This window comes from Colwellia sp. MT41 (assembly GCF_001444365.1).
Lineage (GTDB): Bacteria > Pseudomonadota > Gammaproteobacteria > Enterobacterales > Alteromonadaceae > Colwellia > Colwellia marinimaniae.
On the sequence record NZ_CP013145.1, the window covers coordinates 641,107 to 655,451 of the forward strand.

General features: G+C 40.1%; 14 protein-coding genes. 7 read left to right on the top strand and 7 right to left on the bottom strand.

Annotated elements, in window-relative coordinates:
- The first annotated feature begins 4 nt into the window (after positions 1-4).
- From CMT41_RS02755 to argR, 3 genes are all read left to right on the top strand, one after another.
- Positions 5-2,344: a TonB-dependent receptor family protein gene (locus CMT41_RS02755; protein WP_058026280.1), complete on the top strand. Its 2,340-nt coding sequence runs from the start codon at positions 5-7 to the stop codon at positions 2,342-2,344.
- Positions 2,345-2,507: 163 nt separating this feature from the next.
- The gene (locus CMT41_RS02760) at positions 2,508-3,644 is read left to right on the top strand and encodes a DUF1513 domain-containing protein (protein WP_058026281.1); all 1,137 of its coding nucleotides are present in this window, start codon (positions 2,508-2,510) and stop codon (positions 3,642-3,644) included.
- A gap of 141 nt (positions 3,645-3,785) precedes the next feature.
- Complete coding sequence (argR, locus tag CMT41_RS02765; protein ID WP_057179647.1) at positions 3,786-4,262, top strand: transcriptional regulator ArgR; 477 nt, start codon at positions 3,786-3,788, stop codon at positions 4,260-4,262.
- A 119-nt stretch (positions 4,263-4,381) separates the two neighbouring features.
- Here the strand turns inward: argR and CMT41_RS02770 are convergent, their stop codons facing one another.
- Entirely contained in the window at positions 4,382-5,623 is a 1,242-nt protein-coding gene (locus CMT41_RS02770) for an outer membrane protein transport protein (RefSeq protein ID WP_058026282.1), read from the bottom strand.
- A gap of 107 nt (positions 5,624-5,730) precedes the next feature.
- Positions 5,731-5,970, bottom strand: a complete 240-nt coding sequence (locus CMT41_RS02775) for a hypothetical protein (protein ID WP_058026283.1) — start codon at positions 5,968-5,970, stop codon at positions 5,731-5,733.
- 382 nt (positions 5,971-6,352) lie between these two features.
- On the opposite strand from CMT41_RS02775, the gene CMT41_RS02780 reads away from it, so the two are divergent.
- Both CMT41_RS02780 and CMT41_RS02785 read left to right on the top strand, forming a co-directional pair.
- The gene (locus CMT41_RS02780) at positions 6,353-7,006 is read left to right on the top strand and encodes a fumarylacetoacetate hydrolase family protein (RefSeq protein WP_058026284.1); all 654 of its coding nucleotides are present in this window, start codon (positions 6,353-6,355) and stop codon (positions 7,004-7,006) included.
- 94 nt (positions 7,007-7,100) lie between these two features.
- Complete coding sequence (locus tag CMT41_RS02785; RefSeq protein ID WP_057179650.1) at positions 7,101-7,499, top strand: YacL family protein; 399 nt, start codon at positions 7,101-7,103, stop codon at positions 7,497-7,499.
- A gap of 633 nt (positions 7,500-8,132) precedes the next feature.
- Here the strand turns inward: CMT41_RS02785 and CMT41_RS02790 are convergent.
- The 5 genes from CMT41_RS02790 to CMT41_RS02810 form a co-directional block, all read right to left on the bottom strand.
- Positions 8,133-9,404, bottom strand: coding sequence for an AmpG family muropeptide MFS transporter (locus tag CMT41_RS02790; RefSeq protein WP_058026285.1), 1,272 nt, complete (start codon positions 9,402-9,404; stop codon positions 8,133-8,135).
- Positions 9,405-9,517: 113 nt separating this feature from the next.
- On the bottom strand, positions 9,518-9,847 hold the full coding sequence (locus tag CMT41_RS02795) for a hypothetical protein (RefSeq protein ID WP_057179652.1): 330 nt from the start codon (positions 9,845-9,847) through the stop codon (positions 9,518-9,520).
- A gap of 241 nt (positions 9,848-10,088) precedes the next feature.
- Complete coding sequence (locus CMT41_RS02800) at positions 10,089-10,679, bottom strand: peptidylprolyl isomerase (RefSeq protein ID WP_442855077.1); 591 nt, start codon at positions 10,677-10,679, stop codon at positions 10,089-10,091.
- Between the two features lie 38 nt (positions 10,680-10,717).
- Positions 10,718-11,287, bottom strand: a complete 570-nt coding sequence (locus tag CMT41_RS02805; protein WP_058026287.1) for a YajG family lipoprotein — start codon at positions 11,285-11,287, stop codon at positions 10,718-10,720.
- 17 nt (positions 11,288-11,304) lie between these two features.
- Positions 11,305-12,495 carry a methyltransferase gene (locus tag CMT41_RS02810; protein WP_058026288.1) on the bottom strand — a complete coding sequence of 397 codons (1,191 nt, stop codon included), beginning with the start codon at positions 12,493-12,495 and terminating at the stop codon, positions 11,305-11,307.
- 138 nt (positions 12,496-12,633) lie between these two features.
- Here CMT41_RS02810 and bolA point away from each other — a divergent pair, with 138 nt between their 5' ends.
- The gene (gene bolA / locus CMT41_RS02815) at positions 12,634-12,948 is read left to right on the top strand and encodes a transcriptional regulator BolA (protein ID WP_058026289.1); all 315 of its coding nucleotides are present in this window, start codon (positions 12,634-12,636) and stop codon (positions 12,946-12,948) included.
- A gap of 155 nt (positions 12,949-13,103) precedes the next feature.
- Positions 13,104-14,294, top strand: coding sequence for an enoyl-ACP reductase FabV (gene fabV, locus CMT41_RS02820; RefSeq protein WP_058026290.1), 1,191 nt, complete (start codon positions 13,104-13,106; stop codon positions 14,292-14,294).
- The last annotated feature ends 51 nt before the right edge of the window (positions 14,295-14,345 follow it).

Genomic DNA, 14,345 nt, shown 5'->3' on the forward strand with positions numbered 1-14,345 from the left:
AGAAATGACAAACTTAGTAGTAGAAAAATCACCTGTAGCGCTAGCACTGACTTTAGCTTTCACCTTAGCATTAACTAGTCAACATAGTGTTGCTGCAGACGAGCCAAGCCTAAATGGCGATGAGCAATCATCAATAGTGGCATCAGTTAAGTTATCAGCAGGCTCATCAATAAGCAGACCAACAAGCAAACAAGTAGAAGTGATCAGTATTTTTGGTAGTCATAACCAACTGCAAACGGCAACCGGTTCGGCCGTGGTCATCGGTGCAGCTCAGTTAGAATTATTTGAATTTGATGATATTCACCGAGTATTGCAAGGTGTGCCCGGTGTTTATATTCGCGAAGAAGACGGCTATGGTTTACGCCCTAATATTGGTCTGCGCGGCGCGACTTCAGAGCGCAGTAGTAAAATTGCTTTGATGGAAGATGGTATTTTAATTGCGCCAGCACCTTATGCGGCACCGGCTGCTTATTATTTTCCTATGATGTCACGCATGATACAGGTCGAAATTTTTAAAGGGCCATCGGCCATTCAATATGGACCTAATACGGTTGGTGGTGCCATTAATATGGTCTCCCGCGGTATTACTGAAAACTCAGTAGCGCAGGGTGGCGAAGGCATGTTTGACTTAGCATACGGTCAAGATAACTATCAAAAATCCCATGGTTATTTTTCGACAAATATCGCCAGTGACAATGCCTTAACCGGTAAAGGGAAAATTGGCGTACTAGTTGAGGGTATTCATTTGGGCTCTGATGGTTTTAAAACATTGACCGATGGCCAAGGCAATTCACTCGATACTGGTTTTGAAAAAAACGAAGTAATAATGAAGCTTAACTATGTACCACTTTCATCGGGTAATGGCTCGGCTAGTAACCAGTTCTTCCAATTTAAAATGGGCTATGGTGAAGAAACTTCCAATGAAACTTACCTAGGCTTAACCGATGAAGATTTTGCTGCAAATGGCAAAGTACGTTATCTGGCCAGTCAAAAAGATAAAATGGATTGGGAACACTACCAATTTCAGTTGTCACATTATATTGAGTTAAGCGATGAGTTTAGCTTATTCAGTCAGGCCTATCATAGAGAGTTTGATCGTGATTGGGACCGGTTCAATAGCTTTGTTAGTAACCGCAGTATGCAACGTATTTTAACCGAGCCAAGTCTTAACAAACACTTTATCCAAGTATTACGTGGGGAAAGTGATACTTTTGGCAATGATGATGTCTTGGTTTTTACGCTAAATGATCGCCGTTATTACTCAAAAGGCATTGAAACTAAGTTAACTTGGGATACCAGCATTGCTGCTGCGGAAGTGATTGTCGATAGTGGTATTCGTCTGCATCAAGACAATGTTAGGCGTAAACATACGGCCCGCTATTATGATATGACATCAGCAATTATGGTGCTTAACGGCAGGCCAAGTGAGGTTATTACCCATAACGATGATACGGCGACTGCAGTTGCTGCCTTTACCAATGTTAATGCTGTGATTGATAAGTTTCATCTTACCCTTGGCTTGCGTGTTGAGTACATTGAAGGTGAGGCCATTGATTATTTGCAAAATACCAACAAAGAAAATTCTAATACGGTTTTTTTACCTGGCGCGGGTTTGTTTTATCAGTTAACCGCAGAGCATGGTTTACTGGTTGGGGTTAATAAAGGTTATGTGCCTAATAGCCCTGGACAAGAAAGTGATGTTGACCCAGAAGAAAGTTGGAATTATGAATTTGGCTGGCGTTACAGTACCGATGATATTCAAGGTGAAGTGATAGGTTTTTATAATGATTATAGTAACCTAAAAGGTGCGTGTACTTTTTCAAGCGGTTGTACTGAAAAACTTGATCAAGAGTTCAATGGCGGCGAAATTGATGTCTACGGTATTGAAGCATCGACCAGCATTCGTTGGCAATTAACAAATAGCTTAACCGTGCCGGTAAAAATTGCTTATACCTATAGTCAGTCGGAATTTCAAAATAGCTTTGATTCAACTTTTTCCCAATGGGGCAGTGTTAAGGTCGGCGATGAATTACCGTATTTACCTGAGCAACAATTATCAATAGAAATGGGCTTACAAGCTGAGCATTGGCAAGCCTCATTGTTATTTAAGTATGTCACTGAGATGAGTGAAGCGGCCGGTAGTAATACTGAACTTGAAGGGTTGATGACCGATGAATTAGTGCAAGTAGACTTCTCTGCTTGGTATCAGCTTAATAACCAGATAAAACTATACGGTAAAATAGATAATATAACCGATGAAGAAGTGGTTGTTTCACGTCGTCCATTTGGCGCACGTCCAGGTAAGCCTAGGCAAGTAATCGTCGGTGTTAAATATAGTTTTTAGGGTGTAAGTTTAAATGCTTCTTGCGTTTTTTATCAAAAGTGAGGACGAGGGGTTATCTAGTCAAGCTATGATATTTTCCACGCGCCTCGCTCAAAACGTATTTTATTAAAACAAGAGCTTAATTCAAACAAGCGCTTAATTTGCAGTAAAAGAAGATAAGCATATGATCAGTCGTCGAAAATTTTTATTAGGCCTAGGTGCTGTCGGGGCTGTTAGCGCCATTGGCACTATGAGTGCGCTCAATACTTTAGCTTTTCCTTCATGGCTAAATGGCCAAAAAAATTGGCTAGTGAGTGCTTGTAGTGATAATAAAGGTAATTTTTTTGCTGCCGCTTTTGACTTAACAGGGCGATTAATTAGTAAAGTTGCCCTACCTGCTCGTGGTCATGAGGTGATTGCCATAAAAAGTAAACCTGGCCATGCGTTGGTGTTTGCTCGTCGCCCGGGAAACTATGTGTTGGAGATAGACTTTAATCGTGGTGAAGTGATTAGTCAAATAGCCGTTAGTGCCGGTCGACGTTTTTATGGCCATGGTGTCTTGATAGCAAACGATAGTATTTTATTAACGACGGAAAATGATTACCACAGTGGCAAGGGGCTAATTGTTTTACGCGAGAGAAAAACTCAACAAGTTATTGAACAATATGATTCGGGTGGTATTGGCCCGCATCAGTTAGCGATTATGCCACATTCCAATGAACAGCAGATTGTCATTGCCAATGGTGGTATTCAAACCCATCCAGAGCAAGCGCGTAAAAAATTAAACCTTAGCTCGATGGCACCCAACCTTGCTTATATGGCGTTAGGATCAGGTCACATTGACGGCAAGTTTGAGTTGGACAATAAGCAGCTCAGTATTCGTCATTTAGCGGTTAGTTCACAAGGTAAAGTGGTCGCAGGATTGCAATACCAAGGGGCTTCAACCGATGAAGTACCCCTTGCCCTGTCACATCATGGCGAAGAACAGTTAACCTTACTCAAGGCGGATATTAATACTTGGCGTAGCATGAAGCAATATACTGCCAGTGTCTGCATCAACAGTGACAGTAATACCGTGCTCATTACTTGCCCTAAAGCAGACTTACTGACGTTTTGGCAACTCGACTGCAATGAGTTTATTGCTAGCCATAAATTGAAAGATGCCGCAGGAGCGACCTTAATCGCCGATAATTTTATTGCCTCAACTGGGCGAGGCCGTGTTATTTCACAAAGCGAGCCACTCAAACCCTATCAAGTAAGCGGCGATTTTAACGATCTACGTTGGGATAATCATATGACGGCAATTGCAGCCTCAAGTTAGTGCTAAAGCTAACTTGAGGCTAAGCCTAAGGTAAGGCTAAGGTAAGGCTTAAAATAAAGCGTCACTAAGTGAATAAGTATTCACTTAGTGAGTAGCTATAGTGTAGAATCGACAAATACAATAATTATATGAAGAAGCTAAATGACTAGCAGCCGCAAAGAGAGAGAATCCTTATTAGTTCAGGCATTTAAACGTTTATTAAAAGAACAATGTTATGGCTCTCAAAGTCAGTTAGCACAAGCTCTTGCCCTACAGGGTTTTGATGATATGTCACAAGCGAAAATATCGCGCTTATTATCTAAGCTTGGCGCAGTAAAAACGCGTAATACCAATAACGAAATGATTTATATTCTGCCCGATGAGCTAGCAGTACCTAAGTCTAAGCAATCCATTGAATCAGTGGTGTTGAGTGTTAAGCATAATAATATGCAAATCATTTTAAAGACCGGCATTGGCGCAGCGCCCTTAATTTCTCGTATGCTCGATAGTATGGGTGAGTCTGCCGGGATATTAGGCACACTTGCTGGTGATGATACTATTTTCATTGCTCCGGTTGATATTGCTAATATTGAACAAATAACCATTTCAATTCGTAATCTTTTAGCGGTAAAAGATTAGCCGTTAACTAATAGCTCTTACCTATGCAAGTTAAGTTATCCTCGCCTGCTATTACTAGTTTCGACGAGGATATCATAGCCAGGCGAGTATCATTCACGGCTTAGCTTTTAATTTCTTCTTTAGAATACGTGGTTGTATTGTGCTGAAACAAGGTAAGCATCGCCCTGTGATTCAAAGGTCCAATCTTGCTTAAAATCGTCAGTTTCAGTAAAGGTCTGAGTTTCACCTTTAACAATACTGACACCAAAATCTAATGATGATTTATTAGTGAAAGTGTAATTTAAACCAGCACTTAACCAGATACGGTTGGTATCAGGAATTGAGATAGATAAGTGATCTGCATCGGCTGGTGATTGGTCATAAGCAATACCCGTTCTTAGCTTGAGATTACTGCTCAATTGGTAGGTAGCACCTAGGGCATAACGCATGGAATTGGAAAAGTTCTCTTCTTTTGCAAAAACTGCTTCATCTTGTCCTGCAACATAACCCGCTAGTTCATCAAAACTACTCCAGCCGGTCCACATAGCAGAGTAATGCACAGCAACGGTATCACTCACTTGATGAAGACCAGAAATTTCCATAATAGCTGGTAAGGTAATATCCATAGCACCCGGTACAACGGCGCCGCCAAGTATGACGTCATCACTGTAATTACCTTCAAGCTCTAGTTTGACTTCACTACGGTAACTAAAACCTAAACGATGGTTTTCATTAAAATCATATGATAAGCCCATATTCCAACCATAAGAGATATCATCACCGGCCAAATTTGCCACCTCGGTATGAGCTGGTATACCCAGGTTCTCACCAGCATTACGTATTAATGAGGCTTCGCCATAAATAACATTTACACCACCAGCTATGACAAAGTTATCATTCACTTTGTAAGAAAGGCTAGTATTAAAGTTAACTGTGGTAATTGATGTTTCCCCCGCCAGTTGCCCGGCAGCATAATCGTCATCAAATTCAGTGGCTAAACCAAAGTTAGAGAAGGTGGCAAAACCAAGAGCAAACTTGTCATTTAAGGGCACCACTAAATAGACTGCGGGAATAAAGGCGCTTGGCGCTATGCTGTTATTGTTTAATGCAGCAGGGTGTGTACCGTCTGGCGCACCAATACCGGTTAAGCTGACGTCAGGCATAACATAAGTGCCGGTAACTGAGAATTCCATTTTATCAAATTGAGCCATCAGCGCAGGGTTACGGGCGACAACGGAAGCATCGTCGGCAATGGCTGCTTCACCAGCAAAGGCTCGACCTAAACCTGCGGCACTATGCTCAGCTAGCTGAAAAGCCGCGCCAACACTATAAAAAGATGAGCAGGTTAATGATAGTGCTAATAAAGTTTTCTTGAAAATCATAACTTTTGGACCATTTATAAAAGAATGAACTACTGAGCCTACCGTAAAGGTCAGACCAGAACTGTTATCAATGGTAAAAACTAGTAACTAACTTGTGCAGAAAATTATTATTGCACTGTTATTTGATCGTTAATGATAAAATCGACTTGTCCAATAACGCGTAACTGATTATCATACCCGTAACCATTCAAGAGGCATGTTTCAGAGTGCTTGAGCAATTTCAATTCAAGGCGCTGTGATGAAATAATACCATTTTCATTAAGTTTGTGATCTTGTTGTGTGTAGGGAAAATAAATCAGGGCAAGGCGCTCAATTGACCAATAGCGGGCTATTGGGATTGAGAGCAACGCCGCCTTGGAGTATTTTAACCAGCACAAGTGGGCAATAATTTAATGAAACTGGTATAATGGTTGTTCAGGAGAATATGCTCAGGATAATTGCTCCTGCATTATCCGTATAAGGTACTTCCTGTACCGTCTGCATTCTCTAATAACACCATCCATGCAGCGTCATTATGAGTTACAGTAACGATGAAGTGATGTTGCTCAAACGCTTCTTCGATGGGTTTAAAATGACTTTATACCGCGTTAAATAATTTAACCATAGAGTGACTATGCTTCCATTATTTCCCTTGCCTAAAGCCCTTTTAATACCCACTGAAATCGAGCACTTTGAATGGTGACGGGTATATGCCCGCTAATACCCCTAGTAAGCTCAATAGGTCCTTTTATGAATACTGTTACCTTAGTTTCACTGGATAAATCATTACAACAGATAACACCCTCAAAAGTGCTTTGTATAGGTCGTAATTATGTCGATCATATTAAAGAGCTTGCTAATGAAATACCGGATGAAATGCTGGTGTTTTTCAAGCCCAATTCCGCCATTTGTGCCACGCTTCATGCTATGCATAATGAAGACGCCTTGCACTATGAAGCTGAACTCAGTTTTTTGTATCAAGGTGGCCAGTTTACTGCGGTGGCCCTAGGTCTAGATTTAACTAAACGTGTAATACAAGGCAAGTTGAAAAATAAAGGCCTGCCTTGGGAGCGCGCCAAGGCTTTTGATGGCTCGGTGGTATTTAGTGACTTTGTTGCTATACCTGCCGCAGGGGTTAGCCAGTTAAGCCTGTCTTTAACCATTAATGATGAATTAAAACAACAAGGTAGTGTAGCTTTGATGCTGGTTAAACCGGATGAAATATTAACAGAATTGCAGCGCTTTATTAGCCTAGAAGATGGTGATATTGTTATGACAGGCACACCTAAAGGTGTTGGTGTTATTGGTAAAAACGATAATTTTATTGGCCAAGTTTACTTGCGCCAAGAAGATAGTTTAGTTGCTGACCGTGTCTTACTTGAATGCCAGTGGCAAGCGAAATAAGTTCTTTTAATTTCACTGAATTTGTCGCGAAAGCTAAGTAAAGCTTTGCTACACTTAATGTAGGCTCTTTATACTGCCATTGATAGGAAATGCTATGGAATATGAATTTGTACACGACGCCATCACAGGCGAAGCCAGAGCGCTCTTTTCCTTAGAGCATGAGGTTATAGGTCCATGGATGGAAGTTGAAGTTGGACATGACGTCGCCAAACTTACCGAGTTACTCACCGCGATAGACAATATTGAAACCGGTAAGTCGCAAGAAATACTTATTACAGGCAGTGAATACTCGGTTACCTTAAATAGCGAAGATATCTCGATTCAAACCAATGTAAGTATGAATGGTTCATTAAATGGCAGTGGTGAGGGTTTACCTGAGATGTTAACAGATGAACATATTCACTTAGATCAAAATGAAATAGCGGCTTGTGGTTTAGATGATTTTAGAGCCTTACTTCTTTCTTGGGGCCAGTTCACCAACGGCTTGTCTTAACGCTAATGACCCTCAAAGCTAGCCTAAGGTGCTGATCGCTTTAGTCGTTAAGCTGAACTCGGGCTGCGGTACTTGCTCAACCTCCCCCTTTATTCCATTCTCTGCGTTACAATGTCGATAAATAGCGGCACTTAGCGCAAGATTTTTACTAATAGCATTAACTTATAGTGTAAACATTTGTCTGTATTAGTCTATGACGCAAGGTAATGACTCTTTAATGAACAGTGTGTTGCTTAGCTTAAGTGTCACACTGTGTCGTTAACTCAGTGAGTTACATAAATCATCATCACGAAGAATCCAATAATGATAGTATTGAAGGCAATAATGTAGCTAAAACCCTTGATGCCTTGCCTTAAGGAAAAGTCATTAGCGTTAAGATACCAAGTCCAAATGGCGCACATAATAATGGGCATTAAAAAGAAAAATTTCATCATATAAATAACCTCTGCTGGGTTTAATAAATACTGCTATAGCGATCATTTTTACTGACTTCATCGTTAAGTTTTTGCAATAGCTTAACTATTGACAGATAAACTTGCCTTGAATTAAGCAAAAACACCTCACTATAAGCAGTTAAAGATAAATCATTGTATTTCAATTAGCCAACCATTGCTAAAACCGAGTTGAGGTTCATTAACTTGTACTCGATTTAATGGCGGTTTCATGCCACGGGGCAACTTTCACTAGCATTAACATGCCAGGGATAGCTAACGCCGTGCAAAGAAAATAGAAATTTGTCCAACCAATCTGCTCGATAATAACCCCAGTAGTTGCGTTGGCAAAGGTGCGCGGTACTACTGCCAACGCGGTAAATAAGGCAATTTGAGTCGCGGCAAAAGCTGGGTTTGTTGTTTTGGCAATAAATGCGGTAAAAGCCGCAGTGCCTAAACCAACACCTAAATACTCAAAACCCATGGCTACCGCTAAAGCATAGTTGTTATGTCCTATTTCAGCTAGAGCGGCAAAGCCTAAAATACTGAATATTTGCACAAAACCAAATAACCATAAGGCACGATTAATACTGAGCTTAATCATAACTAAGCCACCAACAACTATACCTATGGTCATGGCTATTAATGAGGACGTTTTGGCAATAACACCGATTTCAGTCATGCTAAAGCCCATATCAATGAAAAAGGGTGTTTGTAATGCCGTCGCCATATTGTCCCCTAACTTATAAAGCACCAGGAATAATAGCGTGTAAGCTGCGGACTTAAGCCCTTTGCTGGCAATAAAATCTTTAAAGGGTAAGACAATGGCTTCTTTTAGGGTTCTTGGCGCACTATGCTTGGACTCTAATTCCTTAATGAATAGTGTTAACAATACGCCTATTAACATGAACGCCGCGACTATGATAAAAACGGATTGCCAGCTCATCTGATCGGCCAAAATAAAGCCCAGTGAGCCAGGTACCAGTCCCGACAGTCGGTAGGCTTGTACATGAATGGAGTTGCCTAAGCCCAGTTCATTGTCGGGTAATAATTCTCGTCGATAGGCATCAAGCACTATATCTTGGCTAGCACTAAAAAAGGCCACTGCTGCCGCTAAATAGGCAACAGACCATATATCCATTATTGGGTTAACGAAGCCAAAGCCGGCAATAGAGCCTAGCAGTAGTATTTGTGTTGTTAACATCCAGCTTCGGCGTCTACCAAGTATGCCGAGAGAGTAGCGGTCCATGAGCGGCGACCAGAGGAACTTCCACACATAAGGGATGCCGATGAGTGAAAATAGACCGATTTCAGCTAGGCTAACACCTTCATTACGTAGCCAGCCAGGTACCAGCTGATACAAAACAAACAGCGGTAAACCTGAACTAAAACCGGTAAAAATACAAATAAGCATACGCTTATTTAAAATGGCTTCTTTAAAAGTGCTGGTCTTTGCTGGAGAGGTCGTTGGCATTAACAAGTAATTCAGGTGATAAAAGGTAATACTTTCAAGTCTATCAGAGGCTTGTCATTTGCAGAAGAGGCTGACGCTATTTGAGTGATTATTTAATCATTAGTTGTGCTTAGTTAAGCGATGGGACGCCAACCGATACAGTCAATAGGGTAACTACCTGAGCCGTTGAAAAAATCCAAACAGGTATTCATTTCACTTTTGAAAAAAAGATCTTGGTTTAGTGCTTGCGCGCCATGCAAGCTAACTTCATGCATCAAGTGCCAAAATACCCGCTCTTTAGCGCTATGCGGGGTTTCATCTACAACACTTAATAAGGTCCACTCTGACATGGTATCTAAAATAAAACGGTCTAACTCGGTATAATGAAGCTTTTGTTCGATGACTGCATTTACATAGGCATGCATTGCTAATATTTTTTGATCGATAAACTGCTCAATTATCATGACGTCCCCTTAAAGCACATACTACTTGGCACTACAAATGGCGGTGTTTAGCTAGGGTTATATTTATCACCGACAATGAATTAGCGCCTTATTATTGATTCACTTTTTTAATTTTTATTGGTGATTTTTTATTGGCTATCTTATTTATCGGTGATAATTGAATTTTTGTCAAAAAATAGTGCTATGTTTTTTGTTACTTTTTTGTAAAAAAACTGTTTAGTTAAGAGAAAACAAACTTGATCTAGTTATCCATGGGTAAAAGTGTTGCTTTGATTAACATGACTGGCTTTACCGGTACATCATTCCAAGCCATAGCTTCGTGGTAATCTGTCGGCACCTTAGCAATGGCTTCTAGTACTTCCTCACCTTCAATAATAGCGCCAAAAACAGCGTAGCCCCATTTTCTACCAGGGTCTAATGTGGTGTTATCTGCTAGGTTAAAAAAGAATTGACGATTGGCAGTATGAGGTCGATTTTCTTTCGCCATGGCAATGGTACCCACTTCATTTTTTAAGCCATTGCCCGACTCATTAACAATGTTCTTACCTAACTTTTTGGCGGTAAACTCAGCGTCATAACCACCACCTTGCACAATAAAGTCATCAATAATACGGTGAAAAATGGTGTTATTATACTCACCTTTTACTACATATTCTAGAAAATTATCCACGGTAATTGGGGCTTTAACTCTATCAAGTTCAACAATAATGACCCCCATAGAGGTTTGCAACTTTACTTTAGGATATATGTTAGTTGGATCAACCGCATAGCTAAAAGCACTACTGATTAGCAAGGTGGTGATGATGATATATTGCCATAGTTTTTTCAAAATTAGCTACCATTCATTGGTGGAAGCAACGTGGTACGCTGCTATAAAAAAGTTTTAATATCGTTACTGGATAAAATTTGTTTTAACAAGCTGCTTAAATGCTGATTAAACTCACGCTCTAACACCGCGATATCCGCATTAAGGGCACCTTCGCTATGGCCACGGGTTTTAAAGCGGCTGGTCAGGGTTTGTTTGCCATTGTCTATGCTAACCTTGATAATAATTTCACTTTGGGTGTTATAGCTAACAGTTTCCTGCTCAACACTGATAACCGCTTTTTCTATAGTGACCGTCATCTTATTTTTTGCGCTATCGCTAAAAGCTAAACCTTGCTGTTGCCACTGTTTAGCTAAAAGAGCTTCAATAATTTCTTCAAGACGTTGCTTAGATGAAAGAATTATTGCCGCTTCATCTTGCTCGAGTATTTGAATGATATGGGTGCTGGTACGCATATCAATAACCGTGAGTTGTGCTTGTTTATGAGATAACTGGTTCGATGGCGAAAGATACACTTGGGGTGAGACAATTAAATGAGTAGGTGCGGCACTACAGCCGGCAATAGCTATAAGTAATGATGCTAGGGCGATAGACTTTAATTTGTTTAGGTTCATTGTTTTATCAAGCCTTTTTATTTTTTAATTGCTGAGTGCGTGACAAACTTATTATTACTGGCGATTAAGGTTTCATTACCAAAAAGGCGCTGTAATTTAATATGATAAGCTAACTGTCGGTTGCCAATAATCCGTAATTCTCCGCCTTTTTTGAGTACTCTGTGGCTATCTCTAAACATCTGCCAAGCAATATGATCTGTGGTAGCGGTATTTTGATGAAAAGGTGGATTACACAAAATTAAATCAACACTACCACCTTCTATATCGGTTAAAGAGTCGTTAAGGATAAACTCACAATTTTCAATCGATTCAGGTAGATTTGTTGTTATATTCTGTTCAGCAGAAGCGATGGCCATGGTTGATTCATCAATAAACTGAACATGCGCTTCAGGTTGGTTAGCCAATACGGTTAGCCCAATCACGCCATTACCACAGCCTAAATCAATTACTTTGCTGTTAGCTGCCACTTTAGGTAGATTTTCAATAAAGTAGCGAGCGCCAATATCTAACTTTTCTCTGGCATAAACATTGGCATGATTACTAACGCTAAGTTCACGTGACGGCGAGTCATTGGTAGATTTATGCGTTATGGTCCATACCGTTGGAAAAGGCGAGTGATTTACTTGTTTATTGTTTATATGACAGTCAAACTGGCAAAATACTAAACGCGCTTTTTTTACCGCTAAAGAGGTCTTTGTGGTGCCTAAATATTTTTCAAACACTTTTAACGTTGCGCTGTGTATTTCTTTAGCGCGATCTGCGGCGATAAAAATACAGTTATCGCTAACCGATTGCTTAATTTGAATAAGCTGTTCAATTAACATTGCTTTGCTTTTAGGGATTTTATATAAAATGACATCAATGTCATTAGGTAAGGCATCAAGCGAGTTTAGCTGGGTAATATTGCTATCATCGAGGGAATTTTGCTCAATATTATAGCTTATTCCTTGGCTACTGATATAAGAGTCATTAATACAAACCACTTCAGCATTCTCTCTACCAGAATGGCAAAAATTCGTCGTCAATGCGCCAAAGGCATCATTAAAAATAGCCACCTTGGTATTAGCGTTAATTAAACCTTGTTCTTCAATATGGTTTATCAGGTATTCATCGGCTGAGTCCCATGCTTGTAAGCTACGGTTTACTTGCGCAGCAGGGAAGCGGCTGAGGAATAAGTTTCTATCATTAACAATAAAGGGGCTGATCATAAAAATGGCTAAAAGGGCAGGGAAAATTTGCCCGCTATTGTGGCATAATTGACAAGATATTGTTGGTCTATCCACTTAAATCGGCTAAAATATTTGCCAATATAAATACTTAATAAATTTACCTTCAGCGAGAGAATAATGACTGTAGCCGCTATTATTGAACAAAAACTACGTGATGCCTTTCAGCCATCACACCTAGATGTGATTAATGAAAGCAATAACCATAATGTACCACCGGGCAGTGAGTCACACTTTAAAGTAGTGATAGTTGCTAAAGCGTTTGAAAATGAACGTTTAATAAAACGCCACCGTTTAGTGAATGCTGTGCTCTCAGAGGAGTTAGCCGAAAAAATTCATGCGCTGGCATTACATACTTATACAGAAAAAGAATGGCAAGAGCAGTACGCTAACAATACACCAAGCTCACCAAACTGTTTAGGTGGCGGGAAATAAACGAGAAAAAACCGCCTTCTGGTCGTACCTCTTTATGCCTAAGGCAGGGTACAATAGTAACAATTTTTTGAAAATGTCTTTCAAACCTTAGCTATGATTTATGCAAAATGGCATCACTCTAGCTGAGTCACTAATATAAATAAAAAGGTTTACTTATGGTTATCAAACCAAAAATTCGTGGTTTTATCTGTACTAATGCTCACCCAGTAGGTTGTGAAGCCCATGTAAATGAGCAAATTTCTTACGTTAAAGCGCAAACATCAGCGACTTCTGGTCCTAAAAATGTTTTAGTTATTGGTGCTTCTACTGGTTATGGTTTAGCTTCACGTATCACCGCTACTTTTGCTTATGATGCACAAACCTTAGGCATTTTCTTTGAAAAACCGCCGTCAGAAAGAAAAACAGCATCTGCTGGTTGGTATAACACAGTAGCATTTCAAAAAGCAGCTGATGCAGCCGGCATTTACTCTAAAAATATTAATGGTGATGCTTTCTCTCATGAAATAAAAGCCAAAGCGATTGCAGCCATTAAAGCTGATATGGGTAAAGTTGATTTAGTGGTTTATTCATTGGCATCGCCACGTAGAACTGATCCAGATACCGGTGAAGTATATGTATCAACGTTAAAGCCAATAGGTCAAAGTGTTACCACTAAGAACCTAAATACCTCAAAGCGTACTATAGATGAAATCTCTGTTGAAGCAGCAAATGAGGCTGAAATTCAAGGTACTATTGATGTCATGGGCGGCGCTGATTGGGAACTGTGGATGAACGCGCTTGCTGACGCCGGTGTCTTAGCCGAAGGTGTTAAAACCGTCGCTTACACCTACATTGGTAAAGAGTTAACGTGGCCAATTTACGGTAAAGCGACTATTGGTAAAGCGAAAGAAGATTTAGACCGAGCAGCAACGGCAATTAATGCCGCAACCGCTGATTTAAACGGTAAAGCCCGCGTTACTTCATTAAACGCTGTGGTTACCCAAGCAAGCTCAGCTATTCCAATTATGCCGCTATATATTTCAGCTATGTTCAAAGTGATGAAAGCTGATGGTACATATGAAGGTTGTATCGAACAAATTTCGAACTTATTTAAAGAGAATATTTATAGTGACTCTCCTCGTCTAGATGAGCAAGGTCGTTTCCGTCAAAACTATAAAGAATTAGAAGATAGTGTTCAACAACGTGTTACCGATATTTGGAACAGTGTTGATACTGATAGCATTGATGAATTAACCGATTACGTCGCTTATCATCAAGAATTCTTAAAACTGTTTGGTTTTGGTATTGCTGGTGTTGATTATGACGCTGACGTGAATCAAGAAATAGCTATTAATAACTTAGTCTAGTTAAGTCTAGCTTAAATAAACTTTAGCTAAGTGTCATTGTTATTGCCTGGG

What these genes read in the sequence shown, in the direction of transcription:
- fabV (WP_058026290.1), top strand. Translation starts at nt 13,104, where the DNA reads ATGGTTATCAAACCAAAAATTCGTGGTTTTATCTGTACTAATGCTCAC.
- CMT41_RS02795 (WP_057179652.1), bottom strand. Translation starts at nt 9,847, where the DNA reads ATGATAATTGAGCAGTTTATCGATCAAAAAATATTAGCAATGCATGCC.
- CMT41_RS02790 (WP_058026285.1), bottom strand. Translation starts at nt 9,404, where the DNA reads ATGCCAACGACCTCTCCAGCAAAGACCAGCACTTTTAAAGAAGCCATT.
- bolA (WP_058026289.1), top strand. Translation starts at nt 12,634, where the DNA reads ATGACTGTAGCCGCTATTATTGAACAAAAACTACGTGATGCCTTTCAG.
- argR (WP_057179647.1), top strand. Translation starts at nt 3,786, where the DNA reads ATGACTAGCAGCCGCAAAGAGAGAGAATCCTTATTAGTTCAGGCATTT.
- CMT41_RS02810 (WP_058026288.1), bottom strand. Translation starts at nt 12,495, where the DNA reads ATGATCAGCCCCTTTATTGTTAATGATAGAAACTTATTCCTCAGCCGC.
- CMT41_RS02760 (WP_058026281.1), top strand. Translation starts at nt 2,508, where the DNA reads ATGATCAGTCGTCGAAAATTTTTATTAGGCCTAGGTGCTGTCGGGGCT.
- CMT41_RS02755 (WP_058026280.1), top strand. Translation starts at nt 5, where the DNA reads ATGACAAACTTAGTAGTAGAAAAATCACCTGTAGCGCTAGCACTGACT.
- CMT41_RS02785 (WP_057179650.1), top strand. Translation starts at nt 7,101, where the DNA reads ATGGAATATGAATTTGTACACGACGCCATCACAGGCGAAGCCAGAGCG.
- CMT41_RS02805 (WP_058026287.1), bottom strand. Translation starts at nt 11,287, where the DNA reads ATGAACCTAAACAAATTAAAGTCTATCGCCCTAGCATCATTACTTATA.
- CMT41_RS02770 (WP_058026282.1), bottom strand. Translation starts at nt 5,623, where the DNA reads ATGATTTTCAAGAAAACTTTATTAGCACTATCATTAACCTGCTCATCT.
- CMT41_RS02780 (WP_058026284.1), top strand. Translation starts at nt 6,353, where the DNA reads ATGAATACTGTTACCTTAGTTTCACTGGATAAATCATTACAACAGATA.